At 70.2% G+C, this 14,897-nt stretch carries 12 protein-coding genes; 4 read left to right on the forward strand and 8 right to left on the reverse strand.

The features are described from left to right. Positions 1–44 precede the first annotated feature (44 nt). From LY41_RS13950 to purQ, 3 genes are all read left to right on the forward strand, one after another. Entirely contained in the window at positions 45–764 is a 720-nt protein-coding gene (locus LY41_RS13950; protein ID WP_253864426.1) for a hypothetical protein, read from the forward strand. A 286-nt stretch (positions 765–1,050) separates the two neighbouring features. After that, complete coding sequence (gene purS, locus LY41_RS13955; protein ID WP_253859577.1) at positions 1,051–1,290, forward strand: phosphoribosylformylglycinamidine synthase subunit PurS; 240 nt, start codon at positions 1,051–1,053, stop codon at positions 1,288–1,290. Then, on the forward strand, positions 1,287–1,967 hold the full coding sequence (purQ, locus tag LY41_RS13960) for a phosphoribosylformylglycinamidine synthase subunit PurQ (protein WP_253864427.1): 681 nt from the start codon (positions 1,287–1,289) through the stop codon (positions 1,965–1,967). The genes purS and purQ overlap by 4 nt, the downstream gene beginning before the upstream one ends. A 40-nt stretch (positions 1,968–2,007) precedes the next feature. On the opposite strand, the gene LY41_RS13965 is transcribed toward purQ, so the two are convergent. Together LY41_RS13965 and LY41_RS13970 are read right to left on the reverse strand one after the other, a co-directional pair. Further along, the gene (locus LY41_RS13965; protein WP_253864428.1) at positions 2,008–3,762 is read right to left on the reverse strand and encodes an ABC transporter ATP-binding protein; all 1,755 of its coding nucleotides are present in this window, start codon (positions 3,760–3,762) and stop codon (positions 2,008–2,010) included. Further along, positions 3,759–5,426: an ABC transporter ATP-binding protein gene (locus LY41_RS13970; protein WP_253864595.1), complete on the reverse strand. Its 1,668-nt coding sequence runs from the start codon at positions 5,424–5,426 to the stop codon at positions 3,759–3,761. The genes LY41_RS13965 and LY41_RS13970 overlap by 4 nt, the downstream gene beginning before the upstream one ends. Before the next feature lie 241 nt (positions 5,427–5,667). On the opposite strand from LY41_RS13970, the gene purL reads away from it, so the two are divergent. Continuing rightward, positions 5,668–7,959: a phosphoribosylformylglycinamidine synthase subunit PurL gene (gene purL, locus LY41_RS13975; RefSeq protein WP_253864429.1), complete on the forward strand. Its 2,292-nt coding sequence runs from the start codon at positions 5,668–5,670 to the stop codon at positions 7,957–7,959. Positions 7,960–8,240: 281 nt separating this feature from the next. On the opposite strand, the gene LY41_RS13980 is transcribed toward purL, so the two are convergent. From LY41_RS13980 to LY41_RS14005, 6 genes are all read right to left on the reverse strand, one after another. Further along, positions 8,241–9,023 carry a hypothetical protein gene (locus LY41_RS13980; protein ID WP_253864430.1) on the reverse strand — a complete coding sequence of 261 codons (783 nt, stop codon included), beginning with the start codon at positions 9,021–9,023 and terminating at the stop codon, positions 8,241–8,243. Positions 9,024–9,134: 111 nt separating this feature from the next. Then, a complete protein-coding gene (locus LY41_RS13985; protein WP_253864431.1) occupies positions 9,135–9,920 on the reverse strand; it encodes a hypothetical protein in 786 nt (261 codons plus the stop codon). 222 nt (positions 9,921–10,142) lie between these two features. Then, positions 10,143–11,057 carry a hypothetical protein gene (locus tag LY41_RS13990; RefSeq protein ID WP_253864432.1) on the reverse strand — a complete coding sequence of 305 codons (915 nt, stop codon included), beginning with the start codon at positions 11,055–11,057 and terminating at the stop codon, positions 10,143–10,145. A gap of 159 nt (positions 11,058–11,216) precedes the next feature. Then, positions 11,217–12,293 carry a pentapeptide repeat-containing protein gene (locus tag LY41_RS13995; protein WP_253864433.1) on the reverse strand — a complete coding sequence of 359 codons (1,077 nt, stop codon included), beginning with the start codon at positions 12,291–12,293 and terminating at the stop codon, positions 11,217–11,219. A 236-nt stretch (positions 12,294–12,529) separates the two neighbouring features. Continuing rightward, positions 12,530–12,817, reverse strand: a complete 288-nt coding sequence (locus LY41_RS14000; protein ID WP_253864434.1) for a hypothetical protein — start codon at positions 12,815–12,817, stop codon at positions 12,530–12,532. A gap of 826 nt (positions 12,818–13,643) precedes the next feature. Continuing rightward, positions 13,644–14,753, reverse strand: a complete 1,110-nt coding sequence (locus tag LY41_RS14005; RefSeq protein ID WP_253864614.1) for a hypothetical protein — start codon at positions 14,751–14,753, stop codon at positions 13,644–13,646. Between the last annotated feature and the right edge of the window lie 144 nt (positions 14,754–14,897).

Here is a 14,897-nt window from a genome sequence, read left to right on the forward strand (position 1 = left end):
GGCAGGCACAGTACCGAGCGGCAGGCACAGCGAGGGGACGGCGCATGAACCAGCCGTATCCGGGCGGATATCCGCAGCAGCCGGGCGGCCCCGGCCAGTTCGGCCGGCCCGGCCCGTACGGGCACCCGGGCGGCCCGGGGTACGGACACCCGCAGGCGGGGTTCGCCCCGCGCAAGCCGAGCACGGCGATGGCCTACGTCACGGCGATCGCGTTCCTGCTCGCGATCGCGATCCTCTACCTCTCGGCAACGATGTCGATCGACCTGCCGGAAAGCGAATTCGCCGCGTACATGCGGTTTACGATGACCGGCTTCGCCTTCCTGGGGATGCCGAACGACAACGCCGACGCCATCATCGCGGTCACCTATTCGTACCCGTCGACGCTGCTGCTGTTCGTCGTGCTGCTGTTCGCCCGCATCGGGTTCGCCCGGTGGGTCGCTGCGGGGCTGGGCTTGCTCGGCTTCGCGTACTACGTGTTCGCACTGATCAAATACCTGGCGATCGGGTACGAGGCCACGATCGACGGAACGACCGTCGGCTTCGATCTCCCCGCCGAGTTCTCGATCTTCCCCGCCATCGTTGCGCTGGTGCTGCTGGGCGGGTCGATCATGGCCGTGTTGCCCGCGACCGGCCGTGCGATGCGCGGGGGCAAGCCGAAACAGCCGCAGGGACCGTCGATGGGCCCGCCGGGCTACGGACCGCCCGGTTACCCGCCGCCCGGCTCCGTCCCGCCCGGCTCCGTCCCGCCCGGCTACGGCCCGTAACCCGGATTCACTCGCTGACCGCAGCGAATCGGTAGCTCTCAGTCACCGGACGACGGTCGTCGTCCTCCGAACCGGTGATTCCGGCAGGTTCGGCGCAACCGACGCAATACGCACACGTCTCCCGACGTAGAAGCCGGTGCCGACCGGCTCGGGGCCGAGGGGCGTCGGGGGTCTCTCGGCCCCGAAGGTCGGCTCCGGCCGTCACTGGGTTACGCTGACCGGGCCATCCGACCTGCGGAAACGTTCTTCCAACGCAGCGCTTTCGAAACGCAAGGAGCAGCCTGTCGTGGCCCGAGTAGTCGTCGACGTCATGCCCAAGCCCGAGATCCTCGACCCGCAGGGGCAGGCCGTCGCCGGCGCCCTTCCGCGGCTCGGGTTCGACGGAGTGGCCGAAGTTCGTCAGGGTAAGCATTTCGAGCTGGAAGTCGACGACTCGGTCGACGACGACACGCTCGCGAAGATCGCCGAAGGCTTCCTCGCCAACCCCGTGATCGAGGACTGGACGATCCGGCGGGTGGAGCAGTGACCGCTCGTATCGGCGTCATCACATTCCCGGGCACCCTCGACGACGTCGACGCCGTCCGCGCGGTGCAGCGCTCCGGCGCCGAGGCCGTCCCGCTGTGGCATGCCGACGCCGACCTCCACGGTGTCGACGCGGTCGTCGTGCCCGGCGGGTTCTCTTACGGCGACTACCTGCGCTGCGGTGCGATCGCCCGGTTCGCGCCCGTGATGACGTCGGTGATCGACGCTGCGGGCACGGGCATGCCGGTGCTGGGCATCTGCAACGGCTTCCAGATCCTCTGCGAGGCGGGCCTGCTTCCGGGCGCGTTGGTGCGCAACGACAAGCTGCACTTCGTGTGCCGCGACCAGTGGCTGCGCGTCGAGAACAACACGACGGCGTGGAGCACGCGTTACGACTCCGGCGCAGAGGTGCTGATCCCGCTGAAGTCCGGCGAAGGCGGCTACATGGCCGACGACGCCACGTTGGAGCGCCTCGACGGCGACGGCCGAGTGGTGTTCCGGTACGTCGGTGAGAACCCCAACGGGTCGCTGGGCGACATCGCGGGTATCGCGAACGAGACCGGCCGGATCGTCGGACTGATGCCGCACCCGGAGCACGCCATCGACGCGCTCACCGGCCCGTCCGACGACGGCCTCGGCATGTTCTACTCCGCGCTCGACGCGCTGGGCGTCGCGGCCTGACCAGCCGTACCGGGGAGAATCGCCGCATCACATCACCGCGTCAGGTCGCCCCGGCCTCTTGAGCGGAGGCGGTTCGAACCAGCCGCGCGTAGGGTCCGTCGGCGCCGAGCAGCTCGGCGTGACTGCCCAGTTCGCTGATGTGCCCGTCCTCGACGACGGCGACGCGGTCGGCGGCGGCCGCGGTGTGCAGCCGGTGCGCGATCGCGATCACGGTGCGCCCCTCCAGAACCCGGGCGAGGGTGCGTTCGAGATCCCTCGCCGACGACGTGTCGAGCAGCGACGTGGCCTCGTCCAGCACGAGCGTGTGCGGATCCGCGAGCACCACCCGTGCGAGCGCGAGTTGCTGTGCCACGGCCGCGGGCACCGCGTGGGCGCCCGTTCCGAGGGTGGTGTCCAGACCGTCGGGCAGCGCCGACGCCCAACGGTCGCCGCCCGCGGCGCGCAGCGCATCCCACAGCCGCTCGTCGGTCCACGAGCCGTCGCCGGGCAGTGTCAGATTCTCCCGTAGCGTGCCCGCGAAGACGTGCTGTTCCTGTGTCAGCAACAGCACCTCCCCGCGGAGTACGTCGTCGGCGAGCCCCGACACCTCGGAACCCCCGATCGTCACCGAACCGCGCGTCGGCGCCGAGATCCCCGCGAGCAGCCTGGCGAGCGTCGATTTCCCCGCTCCCGACGGTCCGACGATCGCCAGCTGCTGCCCGCGCGGCACCCGCAGGTCGATCCCGCGGAGCACCTCCTTGCCCGCGGTGTAGCTGAAGTGCACGTCGCGGAGGTCGATGTCCCTGCCGCTGGGCGCGGCTGCGGTGCGCTCGTCGTCGGGGCCCTGCACACCGAGCACCCTGCGCAGGGCCGTTCCGGCCACCGCCATGTCCTCGAACCACCACAGCAGCTCGTCCATCGGCGAGGCGAGCGCCTGGATGTACAGCACCATCGTGGCGATCGTGCCCAGCTCGACCAGTCCCTGCGTGTAGGCCCAGCCGCCGAGAATCAGCGTCGCCGCGATCGGCAACGTGTGCGACAGCTCGAGGAACGGCGTCCAGCGGGTCTGCAGCAGCCGCAGCCGTCGTTCGCCCCGGATCGCGGTCTGCAGGCTGTCCTCACCGGTGCGTTCGCGGTGGCCGGTCAGCCCGAACGCCTCGGTGGTACGCGCGCCCTCCGCCGTTTCGTGGGTCGTCGAGTGCAGCACCGCCCACGACCGGAGCATGCCTGCGATGACGTCGGGCGCCCGCCGCAGATACCAGCGGGTCGGGAAGTACACCACCGCGGCGGCGACGAGCAGTCCGAGCGCAAGCAGCGGCGACGTCACGATCATCGCGACGGTCGTGATCGACAGCGTCAGTGCCGACGTCGTGATCGTCGGCACCGCGTTGCGGACGGCGTGGTCGATCCGGTCGACGTCGGAGGTCGCCCTGCTGAGCAGGTCGCCCGTGCCCGCCGCCTCGATGTCGCTCAGCGGCAATCGCAGCGCCTGGCCGATGAGGCCTTCGCGTGCCCCGGCGATGATGCGTTCGCCGAGCATGCCGATGCGTGCGTGGGCCACCTTGCTGAGGGCCGCCTGCACGACGAGTGCCGCGACGAACACGAGCGCGAGGACGTCGATCTCCCCGGCGCCGCCGCCTCCGGTGACGTGGTCGACGAGCGTGCCGAGGATCTGCGGCCCCGCGATCCCCGCCACCGTCGCGACGGTGAACAGTGCCGCCGCGACCAGCAGCGCCCTGCGGTGCTGCCGCAGCGTTCCGCGCAGCCAGGTCCGCGTCGCGGCACGGGACGCCAGCGGCAGTGTGCCCGCGATCATCGGTTCGACACCTCCGTGGCCGTCTCCGCATCGCCGAGCGTCAGGTCGCCGGCGGTCACGACGTGGTCGGCCACCACGGCCCAGAGCGCGCTCTGGGCGAACACGATCGTCGTTCTTCCCCGTCGTAGAGCCGCGACGCGTTCGGTGATGCGGGCCTCGGTGTGGGCGTCGACCGCCGAGGTGGGTTCGTCGAGCACCAGCACGTCGGCGTCGGTCACGAGGGCGCGCGCGAGGCTCAGTCGCTGACGCTGACCACCCGACACCTCGCGTCCGCGTTCGCCGATGTACTCCCTGATCCCGTCCGGAAGGCCGGCCAGGATGTCGTCGGCGTCGGCCGCCCAGAGTGCTTTGTCGACATCGCCACCACGCCGGCGAGCCGCGTCGAGTTCGTCGGCGAGGATTCCGGAGAACCAGACGTCCTGGTTGTGGGCGTGGACGACGCGTTCGCGGAGCTCGGGGAGTCCTACTCGGTCGGTCGGAACGCCGGACAGCAGCGCGGGCTCGCCGTCGCCGGTGAATCTGCTCAGCCGCTCGGCGATCGCTTCCGCGTGCTCGCCCGCGTCGACGACGGTGAGCTCTCCCGCAGCCGCCGTCAGTCCGGTCGTGGGATCACCCGCGTCGAGCGGGCCGCCCGGCAGTGTGGCGGGGTTCTCGGGCTCGGGAAGTCGCCTGCGCAGGGACAGCAGCCTGCACACCCTTGCCGCCGACACGAGCGCCGATGCCAGGTCGCCGGTGGCCATGGTCGCGGTCGTCACCGGGATCGCGAGGAACGCCGAGGCACCGTAGAACGCGACGAGCTCGCCCACCGTGATGTCGCCTGCCAGCGCGAGCCGCGCGCCCAGCCAGGTGATCGCCACGGTGACGAGACCGGGCAGCACCACCTCTGCGGCCGCGAGCCACGACTGCGCCCGTGCCACGCCCATCCCCGTGTCGCGCACATGACCGCTCGCGGCGCGGAACCGCTCGCCGAACTGCCGTTCGCCGCCGACGCCGCGCAGGATCCGCAGCCCGGACACCACGTCCGCAGCGACTGCGCTCATCGCCGACCGCCGCTGTCGCTGCGCGTCGACCTTACGCTGGATCGGCGCGACGAGCGGACCGATCCCGGCCACAGCCAGCGGCACGCCGACGAGCGCCACCCCAGCCAGCAGTGGTGAGTAACTCAGCAGCGCGACGCCCACGGCGAGGAACGCCACGATCGAGCCCAGCAGCCGCCCCGACACCTCGAACACGTTGCCGATGCGACTCAGGTCCGACGAGGAGATCGCCAGCACCTCGCCCGAGCTGACCTGCGCCCGCAGGGAACCACCGAGCCGTGCGACGTGCGTCGCCACGAGCCGCTGCGTCGTCGACGCGCCGTGCAGCCACATGCCAACGACGGCGAACATTAGTGCTCCCCCGAACACCGCCTGGCCCACGCCGATGCCGACGATCAGCGTGATCCTGCCGACGAGCTCGCCGGTGTCGGCGCCCGCGATGCCGCGGTCGATCGCGTCGCCGACCACGAGCGGCAGGAACGCACCCGGCACGAGCCACACCGCGCCGAGTACGGCCGCGGACAGCGCGAGCCAAGGCCGCGAACCGAGCACGGCCAGCAGGAAATGCAGCGGGGTCGGCCGCTGCGGGAGTGTCACGTCGGGAGCGGGATACGGCTTGGTGAGCACGTGGCACCACGTTACGAAATGACCTGCGCCGATGGCGAGCGGGTTTCCGTGGAGGAGCCGGCCGATCGACGGAGCGCACCAGGCGCCGACGATCGTGTCCGCGTCCGCGTTGCGGCCCGCTTCGAGGTCGCGGCGCGTATCGCCGGCGGCGACCCTGACCTGCGCCGATGATCGGCCCGGCTCCGGTCGGCAGGACCGGACCGGGCCGCCGGTGTGTCGCACGTCCACGTACCCTGGGGCCGTGGCCACTGACACGACGCTGATCGACACCACCGCCCATGCCGCGGAGACGCCCGACGCCGCGCAGCCGTACGCCGAGCTGGGCCTTGCCGACGACGAGTACCAGCGCATCCGCGAGATTCTCGGCCGCAGGCCCACCGAGGCCGAGCTGGCCATGTACTCGGTGATGTGGAGCGAGCACTGCTCGTACAAATCGTCGAAGCGGCACCTCGGTTACTTCGGCGACACCACGACCGCCGAGATGCGCGAGAAGATGCTCGCGGGCATCGGCGAGAACGCGGGCGTCGTCGACGTCGGCGACGGCTGGGCCGTGACGTTCAAGGTCGAGAGCCACAACCATCCGTCCTATGTGGAGCCGTATCAGGGTGCGGCCACGGGTGTCGGCGGCATCGTGCGCGACATCCTCGCAATGGGTGCGCGCCCGCTCGCCGTGGCCGATCCGCTGCGGTTCGGGCCCGCCGATGCCGAGGACACGCGCCGCGTGCTGCCGGGCGTGGTCGCGGGGGTCGCCGGTTACGGCAACTGTCTCGGCCTGCCGAACGTCGGCGGCGAGGTCGTGTTCGACGAGACGTACGCGGGAAACCCGCTGGTCAACGCGATGTGTGTCGGTTCGATGCGGGCCGAGGACCTGCACCTGGCGCACGCCTCCGGCGCGGGCAACAAGATCATCCTGTTCGGTGCGCGCACGGGGCTCGACGGTATCGGCGGCGTGTCCGTGCTGGCGAGCGCGACGTTCGACGGCGACGAGAGCGCGGGCGGCCGCAAGAAGTTGCCGAGCGTGCAGGTCGGCGACCCGTTCACCGAGAAGGTGCTCATCGAGTGCTGCCTCGAACTGTTCGCCAAGGACGTCGTCGTCGGCATCCAGGACCTCGGCGGCGCGGGCCTGTCGTGTGCCACGTCGGAGCTCGCGGCGGCCGGTGACGGCGGTATGTACATCGACCTCGACCGGGTTCCGTTGCGTGCCACGGGAATGACGGCCGCGGAGATCCTGTCGAGCGAGTCGCAGGAACGGATGTGCGCCGTGGTCGCACCGTCCGATGTGGACGCTTTCATGGAGATCTGCCGCAAATGGGACGTCATCGCCACGGAGATCGGCGAGGTCACCGACGGCGAGAATCTCGTGATCGGATCGCACGGCGAAACGGTCGTCGACGTGCCGCCGCGGACCGTAGCCCACCAGGGCCCGGTCTACGACCGTCCCTACGCACGGCCGGATTCGCAGGACGGGATCCAGTCGTCCACTCCGGACTCACTGGCGCGTCCGTCCACTCCGGATGAGCTTCGGGAAACGCTGCTGCGACTGATTTCCTCGCCGGATCTCGCCTCGCGGGAATGGGTGACCCAGCAGTACGATCGCTACGTGCGCGGCAACACCGTCCTCGCCCAGCCCGCGGACTCGGGCATGATCCGGGTCGACGAGTCGACGTCACGGGGCGTCTCGGTGGCGACCGACTGCAACAGCCGGTACGTCTACCTCGACCCGTACCGAGGTGCGCGGCTGGCGCTGGCCGAGGCGTACCGGAATGTCGCCGCCGGCGGTGCACAGCCGCTTGCCGTGACGAACTGCCTCAACTTCGGCTCCCCCGAGGACCCCGGCGTGATGTGGCAGTTCGAACGCGCCGTGCACGGGCTGGCCGACGGCTGCGCCGAGCTGGGCGTTCCCGTCACGGGCGGCAACGTCAGCTTCTACAACCAGACCGGCGACACGGCGATCCTGCCGACGCCGGTGGTCGGCGTGCTCGGAGTCATCGACGACGTGCGGCGGCGCATCCCCACCGGCATCGGTAACGAGCCGGGCGAATCGCTGCTGCTGCTCGGTGATACGCGCGACGAGTTCGGCGGTTCGACGTGGGCCCACGTCGTGCACGGCCACCTGGGCGGACTGCCGCCGGAGGTCGACCTGGCACGTGAGCGCCTGCTGGCGGAGATCCTCGTCGCGGGTTCGCGCGACGGCATGGTCTCGGCCGCGCACGACCTGTCGGACGGCGGTCTCGCGCAGGCGATCGTCGAGATGGCGCTGGTCGGCCAGTGCGGTGCGCGCGTGCTGCTCGACCCCGACGCCGACCCGTTCGTCCAGTTGTTCTCCGAGTCCGCGGGCCGCATGCTGGTTGCCGTGCCGCGGACCGAGGAGCTGCGGTTCACCGAGATGTGCAGTGCCCGCGGTCTGCCGTGGCGCAAATGCGGTGTGGCCGACGAGCATTCGGATCAGTTGGAGATCCAGGACGTGGCCACCTTCGGGCTCGGCGAACTGCGCGAGGCCTGGGAAGGAACGCTGCCGGCACTGTTCGCCTGAGCGGTTCGCCTGAGCGGGGCGTCGAGCCGGGGTGCGAGTGCGCCTCACTCGATGGCGTCGGCGCACCAGCCGTCGTTGTCCTTCAGGACGAGGTGACTGGTGGTGCTTTCCCCGCTCTGCTGCGAGTCCGTCGGGGTCACCTTGACCGGAACGGACTCCTCGCCGTGGTGGCAACGCCGGGACGTCCGTGCGCGTGACCGTCCCCGGGCTGCGCCCGGTGCCGTTGCCGGGTTCGTTCCTGCCGGGAGGTCGCATCCGGTCGCCTCGGTGGCTGTGCCCCGTTACTGCACGCTCGCGACGCACCAGCCGCCCTGGTTCTGGAGCATGATGTGGCCGGTCCTCACCTGCCGGCCCTCTCCGGGTGCCTCGCCGGTGGCCTGTATGGGAACGCGCGCCCGGTTGCCGTCCACCCTGGCCTCGCCGGTGACCTCGTACTTGAGTTGCGCGCCGGAATCGTCGCTCTCCGGATCGGCCCGTGGGCTGCATCCGATCTCGTTGGCCAGCTCGACGTCCCGGTTGTTCAATGCTTCGACGGCCGTCGCCGCGACGGCATCCGGACTGCTGCCATCGTTGCTGCTTCCGGACTCGCCGCCCGGGCTGCTGGGGATCTCCGTCGGGCTCGTGGGCGCGCTCGACTCGACAGGTGCGTTCTGCTGTCCGTTGCCGTCCCCGCCGGACGCGGTCTGCTCGGCGTCGCCGTCGTCTCCGGTGAGGAAACCCGGCGCCCAGAACGCGGTGATCAGGAAGGCCACCACGAACGCGACGGCTCCTGCCGAGATCGCCGCGATCAGCCCGGTCTTCTTCCTCGGCGGCTCACCGGAGCTGCCGGCCGGGCCGGGCGCATCGGGTCCTGGGTGCTGTTGTCCGTATTGCCCGTAATATCCGTACGGGTCGTGCTGTCCGTATCGGCCGTGCTGTGGAGGCTGACCGCCCTGCTGCGGGAATCCGCCCGACTGCGGGTAGCCGCCGGGGTACGGCGGCCCCTGCGGGGCGCCCGGTTGCTGCTCGTACGGTCCGGGCTGCCCCGGCTGCCCCGGCTGCCCCGGCTGCGGCGGGTAGGTCATCGCGGTCCGCTCCTCGTGTGCCGACGTGGCCTGCTCGCAGGTTACGTCGCTGCCGAAACCAGGTGGGAGTCGTGCCGTGCGTCGGCACCGCCGGAGTGGAACCGGGCCGCGTCAGAAATCGGACTGCGATCCGCTGCCGGACGGCTGGACATCGGCGACGCACCAGGTGTCCTGGTTTTCGAGCGAGACGTCGAGCTGCAGGTTGCCCGACCTCTGGCCGTCTTCGATCTTCATGTCCAGCCTGGCCAAGGCCCTGTCCGGCGACATCTGCTCGACTCCGCTGACCGATGCTTGGAACTGGAGACCGTCGGGAGTGTCACTCTCCGGTGCGACGTCGGTGTTTTCAGCGCAGACGATCTGCCGCATGCGAGCCACATCGAGGTCGGACAGTGCGGCGGCGTACTCCGTCGCGGCGCTCTGCGCGCCGCCCGTTCCGCCGTCGCTGCCACCGGAGCCGCCGTCACTGCCGCCGAACCCGCCGTCACTGCTACCGGAGCCGGCGTCACCGCTATCGCCGGTGCCGCCACTGCCTTCCGCGTCCTCGCTGCTGCTTGCGGTCGCCTCGGTGTCGTCACCCACGAAGAAGCCGGGCACCCAGAATCCGGTGACCACGAGCGCGCCGATCAGGATGACGGCTGCGGCGGAGACTCCGACGATCAGGCCGGTCTTGTTCTTCGGTGGTTCGCCGTACCCGTTCGGGCCCTGTGGGAAGCCGGGTGGTTGGCCGGGTGGCGGGTATCCGCCCTGTTGGGGCATGCCCTGCTGCGGAAATCCACCGGACTGCGGGTATCCACCGGACTGCGGGTATCCGCCGTGCTGCGGTCCACCGGGGTGGCCGTAGGGTCCCGGTTGCTGGCCGTACGGACCGGGCGGGCCCGGCTGGGGTGGGTAGGTCACGAAGCCCCCTCTTCTGGTCACGCGATGCGCCCCGTGCGCCCCTCGACTGGGTGACCTTGATCGTCAGCCACTGTCCCACAGCAGCGCGGCCGACGGCCTCGCGACTGTTGCCCACGGTCCGCGCTAACGAGGACGGCGCGCTCCGCGTGTCCGCGGGGCGCGCCGTCACCGGCCGGGTCGTCGGCCGCACTGGTTCGCCGGAAGCAGTGTCCGTGGGGTGGCTCAGTAGCCGTAATCGTCGTCGTAGCCGTAGTCCTCGCTCGGGTACGAGTCGTACTCGCCATAATCGCCGTAACCGCCGGTCGGGTACGAATCGTTTTCTCCGTAGTCCCCGTAGCCGCCCGTCGGGTAACCCTCGTCGTATCCAGCGGTGGGATACGCGGGTTCGCCGGTCGGCGCCTCGGCGCTGCCGGCGGGACTGCCCGTGCGTTCGAGGCCGTTCACGCACCAGCCGTCCTCGTCCTTCAGGACGAAGTGCCCCTCGGACGTGGTGGTATTGCCTTGGAACGTGGTTTCACTCCTCGCCGGGACCCTGGCTTCATCACCTGATTCGGTGCCGTGGCCGGTGACCGCGAGCTCGGAGGTGTACTCGTCGTTACCGTCGGAAGGGTCGACCTTGTTGATGGCCTCGCTCAGTTCGGATGACGGACAGACGACTTCTTTCAAGGCGTCCAGATCCTCGGAATTAGCGGCCTGGGCGTACACCTCGGCCACGTCCCGAGGGCTGTCGGAAAGAAAGAAGCCCGGTGCGGCGAAGCCGGTGATGAAGAACGCCGCGAGGGCCGCGACACCGCCGAGCGACAGGCCGACGATGAGGCCGGTCTTCTTCTTCGGCGGCTGGCCGTACGGCCCGCCCTGCTGCGGATATCCCTGCTGGGGATATCCGTGCTGCTGATAGCCGCCCTGGGGCATGCCCTGCTGGGGGTAGCCGCCCTGGGGCATGCCCTGTTGCGGGAACCCGCCGGACGGTGGCTGCCCCATCGGTCCACCCGGCTGCCCGGGCCCCGGCTGCTGGCCGTAGGGACCCGGCTGGCCGTACGGCTGACCGGGCTGGCCCTGCCCACCGGGTTGCCCCGGCTGCTGGCCGTACGGATCCGGTTGGCCGCCCGGCTGGCCGGGCTGTGGCGGATATGTCATGAGTCCCCTCCGTGGATGTCCCCAGATTTCGCAACATCATCACAATTGTCCGGAAACCACTTTGCCATGCCGGGGTCTCCTCGAGGTGTGGCATGTGCGGATCGCTTCCGGGTGTGGTGTGGACCTCGCTTGTCGTGGGTGCACACTGTCGGCGGCGCCTCAGTCCGTTCCCGTGGCCGGCGGGGTGAGGTGGGCGCCGCTGCTTACCGGCGTGACGCGCCAGCCGTCCGGGAGCTCGATGCTGCGGGCCGGGTCGGCTTCGGTGTCCTCGACCGACACGGCGGCTGCTTCGCGCCAGCGGAGGTCGATGTCGCCGGCGAATCGCGCGCGGCGCAGATCCAGTTCGCCGAACGTCGCGTCGGTGAACCGGGCGGTTCCGTTGAACGCGGCGCCGGAGAAGGAACAGTCGTCGGCGAATCGGGTGCGGCGGAACGACGCGAGCGAGTCGAACGTCGCGTCACGGAACGCCGCGGGCTGTTCGAACACCGTGTCGTCGCAACGGAATCGTCCCTGCAGCCGTCCCGTGCCGGTGCGGCCGTTGGAGAACCAGACCGGTCCGGTGAACACGCATCGGCTGAGATTCGAATCGCTGTGCAGATAGACGTACCGCAGCACGACCGTGCCCATGCGTCGGTGCGAGAGATCGAGGTATTCGACGGCGGCGCCGGTGAGGTCGAGATCGTAGTCGATTCCGTCCGGATCGTCCGATGTGGATAGTAGTGCGTACACGAGACGTTGCGCGGTCAGGCGAACCTGGAGTTCACGCTCGGCCTCCTCGTGTTCTTCGGCCGTGAGATTACCGGTGTCGGACCACCGGGGATGGGAGTACGGCCTGCGGAGGTAGGCGCACAGCACGTCGAGGACCGTTTGCGTGTAGTCCGGCCGTGCCTTCGCCAGCCCCGCGAGCGCGTGCATGGCGCCGACCCGCACCTGATCGGCGTCGTGACCGAGCAGCTCGACCGACCGCGCGAACCGTTCGTCCGAGACCCGGTCGCCCTCCAGCGCGTGCCGCGCTTCCTCGACGCGGCGTCTCCGGTCGTTGAGCCATAATGCGTACAGCGCGATGATCGCGCCACCCGCAATGCCTGCCGTGCGCAGCGCATCGCTGCGCGGTGTGCCGGGGTCGGCGACCAGCCAGGCGCCGATGGTCACCACCGCTGCGACGGCCAGTACGAGCGTGGCCGCCAGCGCGATCGAGGACCGCTGCCGGGAACCCGGGGATCGGAGGCGTTTCACGGCTCGCGACGGTAGTCGATCACCATCGGCCGTGGACCGTGATCGCAACATCGCCTCGGCAGTCGGCAGTCGGCAGTCGGCAGTCGGCAGTCGGCAGTCGGCAGCGATCCGGCCCCGAGCGTCACGGGTCGAATCGCCATGTCGACAATGGCGGGGTCGACAAGGGGCAAGCGTGAGTCGGGACGTCCGTGTGGCCGGTGGTCGTGACGGTCCGGCTGCGTGGTGCAGCTGCCGGGTCAGCCCGTCGGGCGCAGGCTGCCCAGCTCGAGCCCGGGTACGGTGAGCGATTGCCAGCACCACGATCCGCCGCGGGATTCGAGACCGGCCTCGACGTCGATGTGGTCGCCGCGCATCGTGAGCCGTCCCGATGCCGTGGCGGAGCCGTCGCGCACGGCGAGTCTGCCCGTGAGACGTGCTCCGGTGGTCTCATGCGCCTGCCGGATCGCCGTCGTCACGGGACGTTCCGCGTCCTCACAGGTCAGTTCCTGCAGCGCGGCCTTGTCCTGGTTGGCGAATCCGCTCATGATCCGCTGCGCGACGGCGCGGGCGTTTTCACCGGATGCGGCGCCCGCAGCGCCTCCGGTGAGGAAGCCGGGCGCGACCCACGCCGTGAACGCGAACAGTCCGACGAGCAGGACTACTCCGCCACCGGCGATCGCGGCGAGCCGCGTGGGGCGGGGGCTGCGTCGTGGCGGGGCGAACGCTTCCGGGCCGTGGCGGTGCCGCTCCGGCGGCGCTCCGCCCTGATTCGGTCCACCTCGCCGTTTCCCGGGTGCAGGCGGTTCGCCAGGCGATGGGCCCTTCGACGGGCCCTGTGGCGGATCCGGCGGCCGTTGTCCGGCCTGTGGTCCGCCCTGCTGTCGCGGCCTGCGCGGCCATTGCCTGCCCCGTGGTCCGCGCTGTGGTCCGCCCTGCTGTTGGCCGCCTTGCTGTGCACCGGCAGGCGGTGGTGGTCCGGGCCGGCCCGCCGCCTGTTGGTTCGCAGCCGGTCGGTTCGGCGACTGTTGATTCGCAGTGCCGTGGCCAGGAGCCGCACCGTACGGCTGCTGCCCGTGCCCGTGCCCGTGCCCGTGCCCGTATCCGGATCCGTGCGGCCCGGTTCCGTACCCGTACGAACCGGCCGGGTACGCCCCGGTGTTGTACGGCATCGCTCGCCCCCTCGTGTGCTCGACCGCAGGATTGTGCCATGGCGCCGCCGCGCCTCCGGTGAACCCGCGTCGACGGGAAGGGGCGCCGGCACCCGGGTCACGCCGCCCGACGCCCGTGGGTCAGAGAGCCCCGTGGTTCAGAGAGAAGGGTGCAGCACGGCCGGGCAGCGGGAACCGCACCCCATTGCCCGGCTGCCTCGGCTCACCCGCCGTACGATTGGATGACCCACGCCCAGTTGACGCACCAGGGTTCGTTCTCCTCGAAGTTGTAGAACGTGAGCTGCGAGCCGTCGTCGAGCTCCTTGTCGCCGACGGTTCCCGAGATCTTCGCGGAGGCCATCCGTTCGGTGCTCGATAGCGACTCAACCAACTGGATCTGCGTCGGGCCGTTGATGAGATCTTCGACATTGCTGTCCGTGGAGTCTGAGCACACCAGGGACTTCGCGGTCTGCTTGTCGCCGGAGTTGACGGCACTGATGAATTTCTCGGCGTTGCCGCGCCACTCCTCGCTGCCGCCGTCACCGCCCGGTTCCGGGTAGTCCTCGGCCGCCGTCGGCTCCGCCATCTCGGTGCTGGGACCGACCTCGCCCTGCCCCATGTCGCCCGGAGTCGTACCGGGCCGGTCGAGTCCTTGCCAGCACCAGGTTTCGCCGTTCTTCTTCAGGGTCGCGCTGACGTCCATGTCCCTACCCGCTGCACTGACTGTGCCGGTGGCGGTTGCGGTGTTGCCGTTTTCCTGGACGTCGCCGAGTTCGGCGCTCTGCACGGAGCCTGCGACTCCGATGACGGCGTCGACGACGGGGTCGGCGTCGGAGCACGTGAGCTGTTGCAGGGCCTGGCTGTCCTGATCGCTGAAGCCCTGCATGATCCTTTCGGCGAGGGCCTGGGCTCCGGAACCGCCGGAGCCACTGTCGTCCTCGTCGTCGAGGAGGAAACCGGGCGCGATCCAGGCGAGGACGGCGAAGACGCCGAACACGATGACGACGGAGCCGAGGGCGATGCCGACGATGAGGCCGGTCTTCTTCTTGGGCGGCCCGCCGCCGGGGCCGCCGGCCTGCATGCCGTACTGGCCGCCGGTGGGGTCGTAACCCGGATAGCCCTGCTGGCCGTACCAACCCTGCTGGCTCGGGTCCTGCTGGCCGTACCAGCCCTGCTGACTTGGGTCCTGCTGACCCGGATATCCCTGTTGTCCGGGGTAGCCCTGCTGGCCGGGGTAGCCCTGTCCCGGGTATCCCTGGCCCTGCTGGCCGTAGCCCTGCTGCTCCCAGCCGCCCTGTTGACCGCCCTGGCCGGGCTGCGGTGGATATGTCATCGCTCTCCCCTTCGCGCCGTAGCCGTAGCAGTCTCGCACGACTGCACCGCAGGTGGCGGGAACTTCCGAGGATCCCGGCAGGTGAGAGCGCGCACCCTCGCGGCGGTCGCGTGCAGGCCGTTGCCGGTGCCGGTTGCCGGCGTC

It is taken from the genome of Prauserella halophila, from assembly GCF_024171895.1.
Lineage (GTDB): Bacteria > Actinomycetota > Actinomycetes > Mycobacteriales > Pseudonocardiaceae > Prauserella > Prauserella halophila.

Bases quoted from the DNA above. Each gene is read 5' to 3' on its own strand.
- LY41_RS13950 (WP_253864426.1), top strand. From the start codon at position 45: ATGAACCAGCCGTATCCGGGCGGATATCCGCAGCAGCCGGGCGGCCCC.
- LY41_RS13965 (WP_253864428.1), bottom strand. From the start codon at position 3,762: ATGATCGCGGGCACACTGCCGCTGGCGTCCCGTGCCGCGACGCGGACC.
- LY41_RS13980 (WP_253864430.1), bottom strand. From the start codon at position 9,023: ATGACCTACCCGCCGCAGCCGGGGCAGCCGGGGCAGCCGGGGCAGCCC.
- LY41_RS13990 (WP_253864432.1), bottom strand. From the start codon at position 11,057: ATGACATATCCGCCACAGCCCGGCCAGCCGGGCGGCCAACCGGATCCG.
- LY41_RS14000 (WP_253864434.1), bottom strand. From the start codon at position 12,817: ATGAGCGGATTCGCCAACCAGGACAAGGCCGCGCTGCAGGAACTGACC.
- LY41_RS14005 (WP_253864614.1), bottom strand. From the start codon at position 14,753: ATGACATATCCACCGCAGCCCGGCCAGGGCGGTCAACAGGGCGGCTGG.